Source organism: Meiothermus sp. CFH 77666, from assembly GCF_017497985.1.
Classification (GTDB): Bacteria; Deinococcota; Deinococci; order Deinococcales; family Thermaceae; genus Meiothermus.
This window is the reverse complement of sequence record NZ_JAGDFV010000001.1, coordinates 117,292-135,069: the sequence shown is the minus strand read 5'-3', so window position 1 is coordinate 135,069 and position 17,778 is coordinate 117,292. Positions and strand designations below refer to the sequence as shown.

Genomic DNA, 17,778 nt, shown 5'->3' with positions numbered 1-17,778 from the left:
CCACCTCGGGGTGTTAGCGTTTCCAGGCCTCAATCTTGGGCAGCTTGCGGCCTTCGTCATCGCGGGCTTTTCCCTGAATTTTTTTCTGGAGCTGCATGACCGCGTAAATCAGGGCCTCGGGCCGGGGAGGGCAACCCGGCACAAACACGTCCACTGGCACCACGCTGTCCACGTTTTGCACGATGGCATAGTTGTTGAACATCCCACCCGAAGACGCGCAGGCTCCCATCGAAATAACCCACTTAGGGTCGGGCATCTGGTCGTAGACCCGGCGCATCACCGGGGCCATTTTTTTGGAGAGCCGCCCAGCCACAATCATGACATCGGCCTGCCGGGGAGAGGCCCGGAAGACCTCTGAGCCAAAGCGGGAGAGGTCGTTGCGGGCATCGGTGGAGGCCATCATTTCGATGGCGCAGCAAGCCAGCCCGAAGGTGGCCGGCCACAGGCTGTTCGAGCGCCCCCAGGCGATGAGCTTCTCGAGGGTGGTGAACAGGATGCCCTCGTTCTCGAGCTCCTGCACATCTTTGGTAAATAAATCCGTCAGGGTTGCCATTCTCAAGACCTCCGTTGCAGGTCACAGGTCGCAGGTCTCGAGTGTTTGCGGCTTGAGACTTGCGACAGCGTAGCTAGTGCCATTTCATCACACCCTTGTACCACTCGTACAAAAAGCCCACAAACAAAAGCGCCGTAAACACCACCAGGCCAATGAAGCCTACCACCCCCACCGTGCCGGCGCTCACTGCGTAGGGCCATAAGAAAGCCACCTCCACGTCGAAGATGATGAACAGCATGGCCACCGCGTAGAAGTGCACGGGGAAACGCTTGACCTCCCCCGCGGGGTCGTTGCCCGACTCGTAGGGCATCAGCTTAAAACGCCCGCCTTTCTTGGGCCCCAGGATGGCTCCCACCACCGCTGCCAGAATGGCAATGCCGACGGCAACTGCCAGATACACCAGTAAAGCCTGATACTCACTTATAGGTGACATGCGCCTCCTCTTGGGCGGGCTGGCTTGTGCCAGTCTTCACGAAGTACGTCAGACTAGCACGGTCTGCCCGCATTCCCGTCGCCAACATCTTACACTTCCACCTTCACGACGCAAGTAACGTTCAAGCTGAATGTTATTTTGGAATGGCTACCAACATTGTAGATAATCCCACCGAATATAGACAAATTTAGAGGCCCGCGCACCCTATAGATAAAGCGTTCCAGAACCTATGGATGGCGGTTATCGCTAAGCGTGTCGCTGCGCAAGCGGGCGGCCGGGCAGCCGTTTTGCCCATTACCAGAACCATACTGTCAGAGGCCGGCCCCCTGGCAAGACTCAGTCTTGTTCCAGACGATAGATTGGGTTCGGATCAGTAGCGCTTGTCCACCAGGGGCGGCCCTTCCAGGGCCGGGTCGGCCTGGATGTCATCGAGGCGAATCCCGGTGGCTTGCTGCAAGGCAGGGCCAAGCTGGGGAGGAACAGCCTCGGCCTTGATGCGCAGGGTGAGCTTGTCGGTTCCGCCCTCCTTGCTTTCCACCACCAACTGCGCCCCTCCCCTGGGGTCTATGCCAAACGCCATCAGCAGCGGCGCCAGCTCGGTGGGGTAGAGCTTGACCCCCTTGACCTTGACCATCAGGTCGGTGCGTCCGATGACCCCTCTGGGCAGGCAGAGCCTGCCCTCTTTGCGACTTACCACCGCAAGGTCGCCGGTACGGAAGCGGATCATGGGCATCAGGGTACGCGAGAGCGAGGTGATCACCATCTCGCCCTTCTCGCCGTCCGGCGTAGGTTCCAGGGTTTCGGGATCCAGGATTTCAATGATGGCCATTTCGGGTATTTCCCACAGGCCGTCTTTGTCCAGGCTCTCCCCCGCCACCACCCCTAGCTCGGAGGTGCCGTAGGCATCTACCGCAATTCCCCCCATGGCTTGCTCGAGCTTTTCACGGTAGCCCGGAACCGAGGTGAACGGTTCTCCGCCCGCCATCAGCAGCTCAAAGCGGCCCCCGGCCTGGGCTATCTTCATGGCAAAGCTGGGGTTACAGACCAGAATCTCGAAGCCATACTGTTGTTGCAGTTGGACAATACGCTCGGCCTCACCGGGGCCGTGAGGCAGCACCATTGCACCGGCCCGTTGCAGGGCCTCGTGGAACAGCCATCCACCCGCAAAAATGTGGTATCCGAAGGCCACCAGAGCTTTCTTGCCGCTCACTCCCAAGCGGCGCATCTGGGAAGCCAGGGCTTCGGCCTGGTATTCCACATCTTCGGCAGAGAGGTATTCAGGCATCCAGCCAATCGCCGGGCTGGGGGTCAGGTGCATCAGGGCCGCCCCCTGGGGGGGCTTTGGATGGGCCTGGATATGTGCCAACCACTCCTGGCGGGTGGTAAGGGGCAGCCTGGATATGGTTTCGGGGGTCAGGCTCGAGACATCCACCCCATCTAGCTTTTGGGCATAAACGGGATGTTTTTGGGCTGCTGCAATCACTTCACGTAGGCGCTGGACTCGATCCATACACTCACTCCTCATTTCAACACTTCCGCGCAGATTATACGGGCTCCTGCCCACCCAAAAGGTTAGTCCGCGCCAAAGCAAGGGTTGGGGAACAGGATTTTTAGCCGTGTCCCGGATTTGGGAATACCCGCATCCAGTACACAGTCGTATAGATGCCTGTACATTTTCACTGGAATACGGGAAGTCATTGCGAGCATCCGCAGGATGCGAAGCAATCCAGATGGCTCTATCCAGCCGGTAGTTTGGCAAACTTCTTCTGGATTGCTTCGTCGGCCTATGGCCTCCTCGCAAAGACGGCGCTTCGCTCGAGAGGCTGGTTGGTGAGCCGTCTCGCCGACTTTCCCTTTAGGCTGTACGGCTAACTCTACGACGTTTTACAAACAGTAGCCCTTAATCGAACAGGTCGAACAGTCTGCCCAGTTTGCTTTTCTTCTTGCCGTGGCGCTTGTGGTACTCGTCGTCGTCGGTATCGTAGGGGTTGCGCTGGTGGGGTGGGGGCGCGTATCCGCGGGTTTGCGGGGGGGCGTACTGCTGACGGCGGTAGCTTTCGAGCTCGGCTTCGTACTCCTGCTCGTACTGGCGCACCTGGCCCAGCAGTTTTTCCATCTCGCCCCCGTCCAGCCAGACGCCCCGGCATTTGGGGCAAACGTCGATGTGCACACCGTTGCGCTGGATTTCGTTCATACCGGTTTCACAGTTAGGGCAAATCAGTAGGGGCATAACTTCCTCCAACCCCAGCGTGCCAGAAAGCCAAACTTGCGAACAGGAGCAAAACACTATTCAAAAAACGGGTTTTGCACTACAGTAGTGAAGTAAAAAATACCCGTCCTGCACTCACAAACCTCATACTACAGATAGCTAAGGGCCTGCTCCAAATCGCCTTTTAAGTCATCGAGATTCTCGATACCAACCGACATCCGCAAAAAGCCGTCGTGCAGGCCCAGTTGTTCGCGTTCAGCCCTCGACAAAAAACGATGCGAGCTGGTGGCCGGGTGTGAGAGGGTGGTGCTAACCCCCCCTAGCGAAAGGGCCAGCTTGATGTAGCGAAGGTTGTGCAGCAGGGTGTTGACCGCCTGGCGGGAGGGCTCGAGCTCAAAGGATAGCATCGCCGCGAAACCATTTTGCAGCACCCCCTGTGCAGTTTGGTGATCGGGGTGGGAAGGCAGGCCGGGGTAGTGCACCTTGCGTACCTTGGGGTGAGCCTGCAAAAACTGCGCCAGGCTCGCAGCGTTGCTGGAGGCCCGTTGCATGCGCAGCTCGAGGGTTTCGGCTCCCCGCACACTGAGCCAGCATTCGTGGGGGTTGGAAACCAAGCCCATGCGAACCGCTACCGAGCGAATGGGTTCAATCAGGTCGCGCCGCCCGGCCAGGGCCCCTATCATCACGTCGCTATGGCCGCTGACGAACTTGGTCAGGCTTTCCATCACGATGTCTGCACCATGCTGCAAAGGCCGGCAGTGGTAGGGCGAAGCAAAGGTGTTGTCCACCAGCACCAACGCTCCGGCCTGCCGGGCCATCGCACAAAGCCTGTGCAGGTTCGGTATCCGCAGACGCGGGTTGGAGGAGGTCTCGAGTACCAGCATCCGGGCTCCCCGAAGCGCTGTCTGCATTCGGTCTAAATCGGTAATTTCAATCGTTATGACCTCGACTCCAAACCGCCCCAGATCGTGCAAAGCATTGAGCGTACTGCCATACAGATCCTGCGAGGCCACGACCTTGCTTCCCTGGCCCAGCAAGCCCAGGAACGCTGCGCTTAAGGCGCTCATCCCACTCGCGCACGCCACCGCAGCCTCGGTATGGTGCAGCTTTGCAAAGAGGTTCTCGAGCGCACGGTGGTTGGGGGTTCCGTTGCGGCCATAGATGCAGCCGGGTTTGTCGCCAGCATAAACCGCGTCTACTTCGTCCAGGTCGCCGAAGGTCCAGGAAGCTGACTGGTAAATCGGCAAGGATACCGGTTGGTTGGCGGGTGTTTCAGCGGTAGCCCCGTGCACGACCAGGGTAGAGAGCGATTCCATGCACTACAGACTAACGCAATCTGCAACTCGAACCAGCGACCGCATTGCTAGACTCTCCAACCAGGACGCTCAATGAAGTTTGGTGCACTGTTAGGGGTTGCATGGCCCCACAAACGTTACGCACTTCTGGAAAAACGGGTTGAATATCACCCGGCTCTATCCTGCGTCGCCCTATACTCCGAAGCGATGAGCACATTGATAGTCCCTCTTTTTCTCACTTTTGTACTGGGTGCGGCTGCTTATCTTGCACACCGCACCATGCACCGGGTGCACCGCCGCCTGCTCGAGTCCGAACTGGGGGGGCGCGATTTCGAGCAACTAAGCGACCATGACCGCTACTTCATCAACGAGGCGGTCAACCTCAAGTTCCAGCAGTCCGGGGGTGGCAAGATGGCCTCATTTGTGCTGCTATACGCCTATCCCACCCTTTACATTGGCGAGAAGGTGCTGGGCCGTACCCACTGGAGCACGGTGGAGGTCTTTGGCGGCTCCTCACTTTTTTATTTTGTGGCCATGGCGCTGGTGGGTTGGCTTACGCAGACAATCGCGCTGGGCTGACCTATCCCGGGCGTTTGAGCAGCTCCAACGCTACCCACAACCCCAGCCGCCGCTCAGGGCTGTCCAGATCGCCCAACATGCCCTTGAGCTGCTCGAGACGGTAGTAGATACTCTGCCGGCGCACCCCCAGCTTGCGGGCCGTTTCGGCGATGTTAAACTGCGAAGCCAGCAGGGCCTCGAGGGTCGCCAGCAAGGTACTGCGGGGCCGGCTTGGGAGGCTCAGAACGGTGCCCAGTTGCCGTTGTAAAAAACTTTTGTCGCGGCCTGTCTCGACCAGGGCCTCCAGAAGCGACTCCAGCAGCGGCTCTTCCCTATCGGCTCCGGGGCGCAGAATTCGCTCGTGGGCGGCGCGGGTCAGGTCGGCAAAGCGCACCTCGCTGCGAAAAACCAGAATGGGGAATTGCAGCATACGGGCGGTCTGAAGCATCTCGGCGGGCACTTCCCGCAAACCCTGCACCAGCTCGAGGCCGAGCCCCCCCACCCCGGCCTCGGCCAGCGAACGCACATAAGCCACTCGAGCCTCCGGGGTGGCCCGCGCCAGTTCCAGCCCCGTGCAAAGTACCAGTTCGCCCCCCGACAGCAGCCGGGCCACATCCAGTACCTCGGCCACGTGTACCCAGGTGATATAGCTGTCGAGCTTGGCTTGCCCCGATAGCAGCTCCGCCCCCGCAAAGGCAGGCAGCTCGAGGATCTGGCGCAGGGTAGGAAGACTCATTTAGCGGTCACGGGTCGAAAGTCTCTACTGCGCTGAAACCTCAACTTACCACTACTGGCTCAGTATCCAGCGCATGGTTTTGTCGGCCAGCCGATCCAGCGCCTGCACCGACATCTCGAGGTGCTCTTCCCGGGTGTCCTCGATTTTGTTGTGGCTGATGCCGTGCAGGCTCTGTACAAACATCATCACCGTGGGGATGCCCGCGCGGGCCACCTCGGCGGCATCGTGCAGCGGCCCTGAGGGCAGGCGGTGCGAGACCCCCGCCACCTCGCGGATGGCCTCATCGCAAAACTCAATGAGCTGGGGGTGGAAGGGGATCGGCTCGATGTTCCAGATGCGACTCCACTCCACGGTGCAATTTTCTTCCTTGGCAAACCGCTCGCTGGCTTCACGGGCCTCGCGGTACATCTGGGCCAGTACCGCCGCATCGAGATCGCGCTGATCGAGGGTACACTCACAGCGCCCCACCACCGCCGTCACGATGCCGGGATAAGTCTTGACACTGCCCATGGTGCAGACTGCATCGGGGTGCTTCATGGCAATGGGGCGGATTTCCAACGCCAGCTTGGCCGCAGCGGCCAGCGCATCTTTGCGGCGGTTCATGGGTGTGGAGCCGGAGTGTGCCTCCTGGCCGTAAAAGGTAATGGCGTGGCGCTCCACCCCCTTGGTGCCCAGCACCACCCCCAGTGGCAGGCCCTTGTCCAACAGCACCGGGCCCTGCTCGATGTGGAGCTCGAGGTAAGCTGCTGCATTCTTTTGCTCGGCCCGGGCCTCGGGAAAACGGTTAATGTCCACTCCGCAACGCTTCAGGGCATCTTCCAGGCGTATCCCGTCTTTATCGGTGCGGCCCCGGTCGGCCTCAATGGTGTGGGTTCCTGCAAAGGCAGAGGAGCCCAGCAGGCTGCGCCCAAAGCGGGCCCCCTCCTCGTCGGCCCAGTCCACCAGTCGCACCGTGACAGGAGGCTTCCCGTTATACTCCCTGGCAATCCGGCGCAGAACCTCGAGGCCCGCCAGCACGTTCAAACACCCATCCAGCCAGCCCCCGCCCGGCACCGAGTCCAGGTGGCCTCCAATCAGGAGTGCTTTCTCGCTTTCCCCCTTCAACGTAACCCAGTTGTTGCCCGCCGCGTCGTAGTGTTGCTCAACCGGCAGATCCTCCAGCTTCCGGTTGAACCACTCCCGCGCTTTCAGCCAGGTATCGGTCCAGGCCACTCGCCAGGCCCCGTTCTCGTCGGCGGTCAGGTCGCGCAGTTCCTTAAGTTCGGCCACGGTGCGTTTGGGATCTAGCATCTTTCCTCCTGGTATCGAAATCATGCGAATTTTACCCCTCTCCAGAGCAACTTTCACGCACACGCCTTTGCTACCGAGCTCGTGGGGGGCAAAAAAGGGGCGACCCGTAGGCCGCCCCAACAAACCTGTGTCTCTAGCGATAATCCCTTGCACGTTTGCCTGTTGCGGCCTCCCAGGGACCATAGTCCACCGTGGCAGCAGGCGGGTCTTTGGTCAGAATGCCCTGCTCGCGAAGCAAACGCACCGAGGCCTGGTAATCAGCGGGCACCAGGAAACCCGCCCAGCCCTTGGTGGTGGCGCCCGCATTGTAGAGCTTGGCGATTTCGGCCATCTGCCAGGTCTGGTGGCCTTTGGCATCGGCGCGGGTGCCCGAGCCTTTGCAGGTGTTACCACAGACCGGCAGCACGTACTTCTCCACCGTCTCGGCCTGGTTGGCCACCGCCCAGTTCCAGCCCTGGATAGAGGCGCGAATCAGTCTGGCCGCAACCTGCCGTCCCGTAAGGCCCGAGCCTTTGAAATTGCGGTCGTTGAGCACCCGCTCCGTGGTAAATATCAGGTCTTCCAGCAGGTTGATGCCCTCATCGGCCAGTTTGAACACATCCACTTTGGTTTCGTCGTAGCCCAGCCCGGCAATCTGGTTGACCTCGTTGTAGATCATGGCCGACACCAGCTGCACCTTGTCCGGGAAGACCAGAGCCGGGTCGAAGGGATAGCTCACTGCGGTGACATCGGGGTTGGTAGCCCGGGGATCCAGCGAGCTGGTCAGACCGCACTTGCGGAAGAGCGCCACCGCCGGATACTCGTTACCGGAGGGCCAAACCCCCACACTCTTGCCCTTCATGTCCTTACAGAGGTCTTTGATGCCGGTGGACTTTAGCGAGACCAGCGTAAAGCCGGAGCGCTGGAAAATCTGGGCAATATGCACCACCGGGATGCCCCGCTCGCGGGCCGTCAGTAGGTCGGCAATCCAGGTCGTACCGAAATCCGCAGCACCGGACTGCACCACCTGGATGGGCGACTGGTCGCCCGCAGGCAGCAGGGTCACATCGAGCCCCTGGGCCCGGAAAAAGCCCCGTTCCTTGGCCACAAAGAAGCCAGCAAACTGCGCCTGTGGGAACCACTTGAGCTGCAAGTTGACCTTAACCAGATTCTGCTGTGCGCTCGCCAGCGACGCCAACCAGAAGACTGCCAGTACCCATACGACCGACCATTTCTTCATCCTTGCCTCCTTTTGTGCCAGAGCGACTTCAAACGGTAGCCTACTGCAACCTACAACCCCCTTGTCAAGCTTCCTGACTCACCTCCCTCGCATTGCTCAACACTCATACCGGATGACCCATAGCCAGGGAAAACGCCTCGCCAAAGGCCATCGGTACCCGCCTCAGAAAGAAACAAACTCTCCTGCCAGGCTCCGCTCGAGACCGAAGGTGCGAGCCTTGCATGAAGAACCTTAGCGGAAGGATACATGCCACCCCGTTAACCTCCGCTCGAGACCGAAGGTGCGAGCCTGGCAGAGTCCTCGCTAGCGAAACGATACGTGCCACCCCGTTAACCTCCGCTCGAGCCACGCCACCAGGTTGTACCAGGCGATGCCAATCAGCGAGGCCACAATAATGGCCGACCAGACGATATCGAAGCCAAACCGGCCTGCTTCGATCTGGATCCGAAACCCCAAGCCCTGCCCGTTGGCCCCAAAGAACTCACCCACAATGGCCCCAATCATGGCCAGGGTAGTCCCGAGCTTGAGGGCATTGAAGATGAAGGGGAGCGCATTGGGCAACCGCAGCCAGCGATACTGCTGCACCTCGCTGGCCGCATACGAACGCATCAGATCAAGCGACAGGGGGCTGACCTCGGTAAGGCCCCGGAAGGTATTCACCACCACCGGAAAAAACACCGTGATGGCCACAATCACCGCCTTGGACTGCCAGTCAATGCCCACCATCTTGACCAGCACCGGGGCCAGGGCCACGATGGGAATGCTGCTAAAAACCGTGGCATAGGGCAACAGGCCCCGCTCCAAAAACACATACCGGCTCACCAGTAAGGCTGTGAACACGCCCAGTCCACAGCCAATCAGATACCCGACGAGTGCTTCCAACACCACCGTCTGGAAGGCGTCCTGTAGCAACACGTCCCGCACTGCAAAAAACGTAGCCAGCACCCGGCTGGGGGTCGGGATGAGGCCTGGGGGAACCTGGTAGGCCCGTAACAGGGCTTCCGCCGCTACCACCACCAGCAGCAAGGTCAGGGCTGCCGGGGTAAAGCCTATGACCGGGTTGGGGGTGTTCACAAACTGGTTGGCCACCCTGGCGATGCCCAGCGTCGTCAGCAAAAACCCACCCCCAATCAGGAGTTTTTGAGAACCCGAAGCAGGCTCGGTCTGGTTCCACCAGCTCGCAATGAACCAGAGCAGCACGCCAAATCCAATCGCCAACAACACCCAGCCCAGCAGTGCCTGGGTCCAGACTGGCTTGGTCGCTTGAGCCACCATCAGCCAGCTCCTTCACGAGATACCCTGGCTTGCTTGGGTAAGGGCGTAGCGGCTGCTCTGGCGCGTTGCCAGGGGGTTAGCAAGCGCTCCAACCAGTTCACCAGGGCTACCAGCAAAATGCCCAGCACGGCTGAGGAAAGCATGATGACCCACATCGCCACCACATCCGAAGCACGGGAGTTTTCGGCCAGCATCTTGCCAATACCCTGAAAACTGATGGTGGAAATTTCGGCCACAATGGCCCCAATCAAAGCCGCCGTCATGGCCACCTTGAAGGCCGTGAAGAGATAGGGAATCGAGGCGGGGAAGCGCAGCTTCAGGTAGGTCTGCCAGTTGTTGGCGTTATAGGTTTTCATCAGGTCGAGGCTGAGGGGGTCGGGGCTCTTGAGCCCCTTGGCCACCCCGATGGCGATGGGGAAAAAAGCGATGTAAGCAGCGATGATGGCCTTGGGCAGCCAGCCCTGTACTCCATACTGGCCCAGCACCACCACCAGCATGGGCGCGATGGCGATGATGGGCACCGTCTGCGAGGCCACAATCCAGGGCAGCAAGGAGCGCTCGAAGGCCCTCGAGGCCACCATCCCGATGGCGAAAAAGAAGCCCACCAGGGCAGCCAGCAGCAGGCCCACCAGGGTCTCGAGCGCCGTCACGGCAGCATTGAGAGGAATGGCATTGGGGGAGTTGAGGGGAAACATCAGGTTTCGAAAACCATTCCAGAGCTGTTGCGGGGAGGGCAGCACCGGGCTTCTGAGCTGGGTAGCACACTCGAAGGCTGACTTACAGGGTAGCGCCGCTCCGGTGTCCAGCGCCCGCTGGGCCGCCGGGATGTTGGCCAGATACATAATGGGCCAGTACAACGCCAGCACCACCAGGGCCACCACCAGCATGGGAACCAGGTTGGGCGAGATACGGGTCATTCGGTCACCTCGTATCCGTGTCCCTTGCGCAGGGCTTCGCGTACCTCTGTAGCAATCTGGAAGAACTCCGGCAGTTCGCGGGTCTCGAAGGTACGGGGCTGGGGCAGATCCACCGGAATCACCGTCTCGATTTTGCCGGGGCGGGGGGTCATCACCACGATGCGCGTTGAGAGGAAGACCGCCTCGGGGATGGAGTGGGTCACGAAGATGATGGTCTTGCCGGTCTCGCGCCACAAGCGCAACAGCTCCAGGTTCAGGTTCTCGCGGGTAATCTCGTCCAGCGCACCAAAGGGCTCGTCCATAAACAGGAGCTGGGGGTCGAAGGCCAAAGCCCGGGCGATGGAGACGCGCTGCTGCATCCCACCGGAGAGTTGCCAGGGGTAGTGTCTGGCAAACTTTTCCAGCCCCACCAGCGCGAGCATCTTCTCGGCTCTGGCTTTGCGCTCAGAAGCCGGGAAGTTCATCACCTCCAGGGGCAGCATCACGTTGGACAGCACCGTGCGCCACTCCATCAGGGTGGGTGCTTGAAAAACATAGCCGTAGGCCCGGCTCTTGCGGGCCTCCTCCGGGTTTTTCCCACTGATCTGGATGCTTCCCGAGGTGGGCTTGATGAGGTCGGCCAGCAGGCGCAGCAGGGTGGTCTTGCCACAGCCCGAGGGCCCAATCAGGCTGATAAACTCACCCTGGGCAATCTCGAGGTTGGCATCTTTGAGGGCAACCGTGCCGGTCTGAAAGACCATCGAGACCTGCCTCACCAAAACGATGGGAGGGGCCTCGAGGCCAGTGCTGGATGGGTGGGTGTTCGGGGTGTTGGACTGCATCATGGTCTTCCCTATTGGTGTCTCTGGCCGGTCAGGGCAGCGGTCACGCCCAGTCCGATATAGATACCTCCAGTTACCAGCCGCTGCCTCTGGGCAAAGCGGGGCTCCTTGGTTTTGCGCCGGAGCCAGCCCCCCAGCGTGCTCGAGAGGAGCGCATAGGCTCCATCGCTGAAGGTAGCCAGGGTAATGAAAACCAGTCCCAGCAGCAAGAACTGCAACGAGGCCGCTCCCCTGGCCGGGTCTACAAACTGCGGCAGAAAGGCAAAGAAGAAGAGGGCGGTTTTGGGGTTCAGGGCATTGACTACAAAGCCTTGCAGAAAAATGCGCCCCAGGGGCTGCCGGTCCAGAGCGCCAAGCTCCACAGGCTCCCTCGAGAGCCAGGTACGCAGGCCCAGGTACACCAGATAAGCCGCACCTGTATACTTAACCAGGTTGAAGGCTAGGGCGCTGGAAAGCAAAATGGCCGAAAGGCCCAGCGTGGCCATCAGCACGTGTACCATCCCGCCGCACTGGATGCCCAGCACGCTGGCCACCCCCGCCGCACGGCCCTGCGAGGCGCTGCGCGTGACGATGTACAGCACTGCAGGGCCGGGAATCAGAAGCAGCGCCAGGCTGGCCAGGGCGAACACAAGTAGTTGATCGGGGGGAATTAGCATCTAGACCTCGTCTTCGCTGGGGATTCTACCGCGCCACGCATAAATATCCAACCTGCTCACCACTTCCTGGGTCTACGCTGTGCGATCACGATTAGCAAACCGCCAGCAACCACAAACAGCGCCCAGGCCGAGCTACCTCCCAGGGCCAGAAGCACCCCAATCGAAAGGCATATGCCCCCCAGGAAGCTGAGCACCTGCTTCGGCTTCATCAGAAATACATGGGCTCGCGCCGCAGGAGCTTACCCCGCCCTTTCTCGCCCACAAACTGCCCATCGCGCACCGCCACCTTGCCCCGCACCGTGACCACACTGGGCTTGCCGTCTATCTCGAAACCCTCAAAGCCGTTGTAATCGTTGTTCACGCTCTGGGTAGCAACCGAAATCTTGCCCCGGTGGTGGGGGTCGTATACAACCAGGTCGGCGTCGGATCCTACGGCAATGGTGCCTTTGCGCGGGAACAGGCCAAAGAGCTTGGCCGCCCGGGTGCTGGCCGCATCCACAAAGCGGTGGATGTCGAGCTGGCCCCGGCTCACCCCATAGGTGTAGAGCAGGTTCACCCGATCCTCGATGGCCGGGATGCCGTTAGGGATTGCAGTAAAAGCATCTTTACCCAGTAGCTTCTGCGAAGTGTCGAAGGGGCAGTGGTCGGTACCCACAGTGTCAATAAAGCCCTGGGCCAGCGCATCCCACAGGGCTCTTTGATTGCGCTTCTCGCGCAGCGGAGGCGACATGATGTATTTCATGGCCTCCACCCCGCCCTGCTCGGCGTAGGTCTTGTCCAGCAAAAAGTGGGGGATGACCGACTCAATGTACAGGGGTACGCCACGGGCCTTGGCGGCCAAAGCCGCATCGAGGGCAGGCTTACAGGAGAGGTGCACCACGTAGCCGGTGGCTCCGGTGTTCTCGAGGAAGGTGGCAAAGCGGTTGGTGCCCTCGGCCTCGACCGACTCGGGGCGGCTGGGCTCGTGCCACTCGGGGCCGGTCTTGCCTTCGGACAGGAGTTTTTGTTGCAACTGGCCCACCAGCTCAGCATTCTCGCAGTGGGCAGTCACAATTACCCCCAGCTCTTTGGCCAGCCGCAGGGTCTGGTACATCTCCCCGTCTTCCACCCCAAAGAAGTTCTTGTAGGAGAGGAAAATCTTGAAGCTGCTGATACCGTCGGCCACAATCTCGCGGAGCTGGGCCTCGGTCTTTTGGTCGAACTTGGACACCGCCATGTGGAAGGTGTAGTCGCAGTAGCTGTTCCCCTCGGCCTTGCTCTTCCAGAGCTGATAACCTTCCAGGGCATCGTCGTTGCGGCTGGGGCAGCACATCTCGATGTAGGTGGTGGTGCCCCCCATCAGGGCTGCCTTGGAGCCGGTTTCGTGGGTGTCCTTGGCGAAGGTCGCCATGAAGGGCAGGTAAATGTGGACGTGCGGGTCTATGAAGCCCGGAAACACATACTTGCCCGAGGCGTCTATCACCTCCGTACCGGGCGGGGCGTCCAGGTTCTGCCCAATGCGCGTGATGGTCTCGCCTTCAGCGTAGATGTCGGCTTTGTAGCGGCTGTCTGCGGTGATGATTTCGCCGTTTTTGATGAGCAGTCCCATTTTTGACTCCTTTCCGTTTATTCACTGCCAAAAGGGCTTCGGTCGCGTCTGCAGGCGCTTTTACGCGAAAACATCCTGGTAAATCTGCGGCAGGGTAATCTGACTCTCCAGGCAGGGTAGGGGTATAACCCCATCCCCGGCCAGATCCTGCTCCTGCCAGCAACCTTCGGCATCCCGCCAGGCATGGCGCACCAGGAGGGAATCCTGGTCAACCATCAGGTAGGTTTGCAGCGAGGGCAGCCGGGTGTACTCGAGCTTCTTCTCCCTGAGGTCTATGGCCAGGGTCGTTGGCGAAAGCACTTCAACCAGGATGCAGGGCTCCGTCTCGTAGTAATCGTTAGTTATGGGCTTACTGCACACCACCATTACATCTGGGTAATAGATGGCTTTTTCGGTATCGCTTCTTTCATTTTCGCCAATCAAGAGCCGCATGCCCTCCTGGTGAACACGGCAGTTCTTGCCTCGAGCCATCTGCCAGCACAGAGCAAAAATGTTTCCGGAAATGCGGCTGTGACGCTGGCTGGCCCCAGCCATCGCATAAACCTGTCCCCCAACATACTCGCGCCGCACCGTGGAAGCTTGCTCGGTTTCCAGGTATTCCGCTACGCTCAAGGGCTTTAGAGCTGGCCTGACCATATCTAAATCCTACGCCGGGTTGCAGATGAAAAGTACACTTGCCGCTCCGTTGCGGATGCCTCAATGAATCTCGATGCCTACCTCCTCCCGGTACCGCAGCATGGCCTCCCAGTCCTCGGTCACCTCGGGGCGCTTCTCGGTAAGCTCACGCCAGGTGACGCTTGCACGGCCCGAGGGCACCTCTACCATCTCGATGCAACCCTCCACCGGACAGACGTTGTGGCACAGGCGGCAGCCCACGCAGTCTTCTTCGCGCACCACCGGCTGGGGGCGGGTACTCACGGCCTCGAGCTTGCCGTTGGAGTGGACGTCGTAGCGGAAGGGCGGCACCACGCTGCCGCTGGCATCAACCAGGTCAATGCACTGGTGGGCGGTATCGTTGCAGGCCACGTAGCACAGGTTGCATCGGATGCACTTGTCGGGGTCAATGCGCGCCACCGCCCGGAAAGAGAGGTCGAAGTCGTTGAAGTCGGAGATTCTGTGCAGGCTCTTGCCCACCACGTCGGAGATGGTTTTGAAGCCCTTGGCATCCATCCAGGCGTTGAGGCCGTCCACCAGGTCTTCGATGATGCGGAAGCCATAGTGCATGACCGCCGTGCAGACCTGCAGGCTGGTTGCGCCCAGTAGCAGAAACTCGGCGGCGTCTTTCCAGGTCGAGATGCCCCCCATGCCCGAGATGGGCACCCCGTAGCGGCGAACCTCGTCGTCTACCCCTAGCGAGGACAACAAATTCAACGCTATCGGCTTAACAGCCGGGCCTGCGTACCCTCCGTGGCCGCCCTTCCCTCCGATATTGGGGGTGATTTCCAGGGTATCGAGGTTCACCCCCACGATGGAGTTGATGGTATTGATCAGGGAGAGCCCATTGGCGCCCGCCGCCAGGGCCGCTCGAGCGGGCGGCACCACCGAGGCCACATTGGGGGTCAGTTTCACAATGACCGGAATTTTGGCCACTTCGGTGACCCAGGAGGTAATCATCTGGCAGTACGAGGGCACCTGACCGACCGCGCTGCCCATACCCCGCTCGCTCATGCCGTGGGGGCAGCCGTAGTTGAGCTCGATGCCGTCGGCTCCGGTATCTTCAATACGCATCACGATATCGCGCCAGGCTTCGGGCTTGGACTCGACCATGGCGGAGACAATGACTGCACGGTCGGGCCAGTGGCGCTTCACATCGCGGATTTCTCTTAGGTTGACCTCGAGGGGCCGGTCGGAGATCAGCTCCACGTTGTTGATGGCCAGCATTTTCTGGCCCCCGTAGTGCCAGGCCCCATAGCGGTTCGAGACATTCAGCACCGGCGCCCCAATGGTCTTCCAGACCGCCCCACCCCAGCCGTGCTCAAAGGCCCGGTGCACCTGTGCGCCCGAGTTGGTGGGGGGCGCGGAAGCCAACCAGAAGGGGTTGGGGGACTTGATGCCGGCAAAGTTGATGCTAAGGTCTGCCATTATGTGCTCCTTTCGGTCGCGCTGAAAGCTAAAGGCTCATAGCCAAAAAAAGCGACCTCTGTTTCGCCAAATCAATCATCGGCGGCTGCTCCCACGCCAGCCACTAAGTTGCGGTGAATCGCAAACGCCGCCAGTTTGCCGTCCTGCACTGCCATCACGGTAGAGGCTGCGCCTTTGGCCCGGATGCAGTCGCCCCCGGCGAAAACGCCGGGCAGGCTGGTCTCGTAGTTCTGGTTGACCTTGATGAAGCCCTTCTCGGTCTCGAGGCCCAGCAGCCTGGCCACCGCTGGTTTCTCCTGGCCGATGGCCTTCACCACCTGATCACAGGGCAACACAAACTCTGACCCAGGCACAGGCAGGGGGGCGGGCCGGCCCGAGGCGTCGGGGGCCCCCAGGGCCATCCGCACGCACTTCAGGCCCACCACCTGGCCGTTCTCCACCAGCACCTCTACGGGCTGAGTCAGGAAGCGGAACTCCACCCCTTCGTTTTTTACAAAGCTGTACTCGAAATCGTAGGCGGTCATCTCGCGTTCGGTACGGCGGTAGACCATCGTGACCCGCTCGGCCCCCAGGCGCTTGGCAATGGTAGCGCAGTCCACCGCGGTGTTACCCGCCCCAATCACCACCACCTGCTGCCCCACCTTCAAGCTTCCAGGGTTCATCTTGGAGGTCTCGATGTACTGCAGGCCGTCCAGGATGTACTCCTCTCCCGGAATTCCCATCCTGGGCACAGCCCCCAAACCCACGCTCAGGAACACCGCATCAAAAGCCTGCTTAACCTCGTCCCAGGAAAGGTTTCGGCCCAGCTCCATCTGGGTTTTGATCTCCACACCCAGCCGCCGAACCATATCGGCCTCGGCCTGGGCCACCTCCACCGGCTCACGCAGCACGATGATGCCATAGGTCGAGAGCCCGTTGGGGAGCTCACGCTTCTCGAACACCGTGACGCTGTGCCCCAGCTTGGCCAGCTCACCGGCGCAGGTCAGGCCCGCGGGCCCCGCCCCAATCACCGCGACCTTCTTGCCCGTAGGGGGGCCTGGCTTGAACACGTCAATCCCGCGCTCGTACACGTAATCGGTTGCATAGCGCTGCAAGCGCCCAATGGCAATGGGTTTGTGCTCCGCCCCCAGCACACAGGCCCCCTCACACAACTCCTGCACGGGGCAGACCCGCGCGCAGGTGGCCCCCATCAGGTTGGACTCCAGAATCGTGCGGGCTGAGCCCACCACGTTCCCACTGGCAATCTTTTTGATGAACTTGGGAATGTCGATGTGGGTGGGACAGGCGTGGGTGCAGGGGGCGTCGTAGCAGTAGAGGCAGCGGTTGGCTTCGACCAGCGCCTCGTGGTCGGTCAGGGGGGGGTAGTATTCGGATAGGACTTCTTCTGGCTTGATGATCTGCACGCTTCCTCCTTTATCGGGATGAGGCTTTTCGCCAAAAATAAAGGGCAAAAACCCTCTCGGTGATTGATCACTAAGACGGTTCGTGCCCTCACGGGAGCCGATTTAACCCAGTTGGTTTTTGCTAACAGGAATATACGGGCCAGTTTACAACGTTGTCAAGCACGTGTTTTCCAGCCAGAAGGCATTGCTTTATGCAAAGCCGTGAATGAATTCCCAAACAGCTCTTTTTTGAGGTGCGAAAATTGTGTCAAAAATGAAACCCAGCTCCTCTGTTATGTCTTGACTTAAATGGCATTCTGTCATATACATATTTCATGGCGCTTAAACGAACAACTCCCGATAAAAATGTTGCCCGCGACTTGCTACTGGACATTCTTACCGGCACGATTGCAGCCACTCTCCTGGTGGTTTTTGCCTTGATGGTGCCCAGCATCTGAAGCAGCACCAGATGCACCCTTCAGAAGTAGCTGGGGGCAAAACTCCATAACAAGGTCATCTGGTCGTAAAATTAGCTTGTGTATGAGACCCTGGTAGGCTCCGTTTTGCAAGTCCAGACCGCAAGCATTCATGGAGTGGTTTTCTATGATGTGGTCTTACAAACGGACAGCAGCGCCATTCGCGTGCGATTTCAGGATACCTTTTTGAACCCAGCCCCCAAGCCAGGCGAATACCTGAAGGTTGAACTTATTTTGGGGAACGTCAGTGATGTCCAGCGCATCCCCGCTCCATAACGGCCTTTTGGG

General features: G+C 60.0%; 19 protein-coding genes. 2 read left to right on the top strand and 17 right to left on the bottom strand.

Annotated features, from left to right (window positions below; genetic code table 11):
* Nucleotides 1-13: 13 nt before the first annotated feature.
* The 5 genes from J3L12_RS00595 to J3L12_RS00575 form a co-directional block, all read right to left on the bottom strand.
* A complete protein-coding gene (locus J3L12_RS00595; protein ID WP_208013095.1) occupies nucleotides 14-553 on the bottom strand; it encodes an NADH-quinone oxidoreductase subunit B in 540 nt (179 codons plus the stop codon).
* A gap of 73 nt (nucleotides 554-626) precedes the next feature.
* The gene (ndhC, locus tag J3L12_RS00590; RefSeq protein ID WP_208013094.1) at nucleotides 627-986 is read right to left on the bottom strand and encodes an NADH-quinone oxidoreductase subunit A; all 360 of its coding nucleotides are present in this window, start codon (nucleotides 984-986) and stop codon (nucleotides 627-629) included.
* A 370-nt stretch (nucleotides 987-1,356) separates the two neighbouring features.
* A complete protein-coding gene (locus J3L12_RS00585) occupies nucleotides 1,357-2,496 on the bottom strand; it encodes an AMP-binding protein (protein WP_208013089.1) in 1,140 nt (379 codons plus the stop codon).
* 390 nt (nucleotides 2,497-2,886) lie between these two features.
* Nucleotides 2,887-3,216, bottom strand: coding sequence for a zf-TFIIB domain-containing protein (locus J3L12_RS00580; protein ID WP_208013088.1), 330 nt, complete (start codon nucleotides 3,214-3,216; stop codon nucleotides 2,887-2,889).
* Nucleotides 3,217-3,344: 128 nt separating this feature from the next.
* The gene (locus J3L12_RS00575) at nucleotides 3,345-4,511 is read right to left on the bottom strand and encodes a PLP-dependent aspartate aminotransferase family protein (RefSeq protein ID WP_208013087.1); all 1,167 of its coding nucleotides are present in this window, start codon (nucleotides 4,509-4,511) and stop codon (nucleotides 3,345-3,347) included.
* 186 nt (nucleotides 4,512-4,697) lie between these two features.
* On the opposite strand from J3L12_RS00575, the gene J3L12_RS00570 reads away from it, so the two are divergent.
* Complete coding sequence (locus J3L12_RS00570) at nucleotides 4,698-5,069, top strand: hypothetical protein (RefSeq protein WP_208013086.1); 372 nt, start codon at nucleotides 4,698-4,700, stop codon at nucleotides 5,067-5,069.
* A gap of 1 nt (nucleotide 5,070) precedes the next feature.
* Here J3L12_RS00570 and J3L12_RS00565 read toward each other — a convergent pair whose 3' ends face one another.
* The 12 genes from J3L12_RS00565 to J3L12_RS00510 all read right to left on the bottom strand — a co-directional run bounded on the left by J3L12_RS00565 (nucleotide 5,071) and on the right by J3L12_RS00510 (nucleotide 17,035).
* A complete protein-coding gene (locus J3L12_RS00565) occupies nucleotides 5,071-5,784 on the bottom strand; it encodes a PucR family transcriptional regulator (RefSeq protein WP_208013085.1) in 714 nt (237 codons plus the stop codon).
* Nucleotides 5,785-5,835: 51 nt separating this feature from the next.
* The gene (locus tag J3L12_RS00560; protein WP_208013084.1) at nucleotides 5,836-7,074 is read right to left on the bottom strand and encodes a M20 family metallo-hydrolase; all 1,239 of its coding nucleotides are present in this window, start codon (nucleotides 7,072-7,074) and stop codon (nucleotides 5,836-5,838) included.
* A 133-nt stretch (nucleotides 7,075-7,207) separates the two neighbouring features.
* The gene (locus tag J3L12_RS00555) at nucleotides 7,208-8,293 is read right to left on the bottom strand and encodes an ABC transporter substrate-binding protein (protein WP_208013083.1); all 1,086 of its coding nucleotides are present in this window, start codon (nucleotides 8,291-8,293) and stop codon (nucleotides 7,208-7,210) included.
* A 303-nt stretch (nucleotides 8,294-8,596) separates the two neighbouring features.
* On the bottom strand, nucleotides 8,597-9,568 hold the full coding sequence (locus J3L12_RS00550) for an ABC transporter permease (protein WP_208013082.1): 972 nt from the start codon (nucleotides 9,566-9,568) through the stop codon (nucleotides 8,597-8,599).
* Nucleotides 9,568-10,485 carry an ABC transporter permease gene (locus J3L12_RS00545; protein WP_243454776.1) on the bottom strand — a complete coding sequence of 306 codons (918 nt, stop codon included), beginning with the start codon at nucleotides 10,483-10,485 and terminating at the stop codon, nucleotides 9,568-9,570. The genes J3L12_RS00550 and J3L12_RS00545 overlap by 1 nt, the downstream gene beginning before the upstream one ends.
* Nucleotides 10,482-11,309 carry an ABC transporter ATP-binding protein gene (locus J3L12_RS00540; protein ID WP_208013081.1) on the bottom strand — a complete coding sequence of 276 codons (828 nt, stop codon included), beginning with the start codon at nucleotides 11,307-11,309 and terminating at the stop codon, nucleotides 10,482-10,484. Before J3L12_RS00540 ends, J3L12_RS00545 begins: the two co-directional genes overlap by 4 nt.
* An 8-nt stretch (nucleotides 11,310-11,317) precedes the next feature.
* Nucleotides 11,318-11,962 carry a LysE family translocator gene (locus J3L12_RS00535; RefSeq protein ID WP_208013080.1) on the bottom strand — a complete coding sequence of 215 codons (645 nt, stop codon included), beginning with the start codon at nucleotides 11,960-11,962 and terminating at the stop codon, nucleotides 11,318-11,320.
* A 56-nt stretch (nucleotides 11,963-12,018) separates the two neighbouring features.
* Complete coding sequence (locus J3L12_RS00530; protein WP_208013079.1) at nucleotides 12,019-12,171, bottom strand: hypothetical protein; 153 nt, start codon at nucleotides 12,169-12,171, stop codon at nucleotides 12,019-12,021.
* Nucleotides 12,171-13,550 carry a dihydropyrimidinase gene (hydA, locus tag J3L12_RS00525; RefSeq protein WP_208013078.1) on the bottom strand — a complete coding sequence of 460 codons (1,380 nt, stop codon included), beginning with the start codon at nucleotides 13,548-13,550 and terminating at the stop codon, nucleotides 12,171-12,173. Before hydA ends, J3L12_RS00530 begins: the two co-directional genes overlap by 1 nt.
* 60 nt (nucleotides 13,551-13,610) lie before the next feature.
* Complete coding sequence (locus tag J3L12_RS00520; protein ID WP_208013077.1) at nucleotides 13,611-14,186, bottom strand: Uma2 family endonuclease; 576 nt, start codon at nucleotides 14,184-14,186, stop codon at nucleotides 13,611-13,613.
* A gap of 60 nt (nucleotides 14,187-14,246) precedes the next feature.
* On the bottom strand, nucleotides 14,247-15,632 hold the full coding sequence (gene preA / locus J3L12_RS00515) for an NAD-dependent dihydropyrimidine dehydrogenase subunit PreA (protein ID WP_208013076.1): 1,386 nt from the start codon (nucleotides 15,630-15,632) through the stop codon (nucleotides 14,247-14,249).
* Nucleotides 15,633-15,703: 71 nt separating this feature from the next.
* On the bottom strand, nucleotides 15,704-17,035 hold the full coding sequence (locus J3L12_RS00510; RefSeq protein ID WP_347708812.1) for an NAD(P)-dependent oxidoreductase: 1,332 nt from the start codon (nucleotides 17,033-17,035) through the stop codon (nucleotides 15,704-15,706).
* Nucleotides 17,036-17,550: 515 nt separating this feature from the next.
* Between J3L12_RS00510 and J3L12_RS00505 the strand changes: the two genes are divergently transcribed.
* Nucleotides 17,551-17,766: a hypothetical protein gene (locus J3L12_RS00505; RefSeq protein ID WP_208013075.1), complete on the top strand. Its 216-nt coding sequence runs from the start codon at nucleotides 17,551-17,553 to the stop codon at nucleotides 17,764-17,766.
* Nucleotides 17,767-17,778 lie beyond the last annotated feature (12 nt).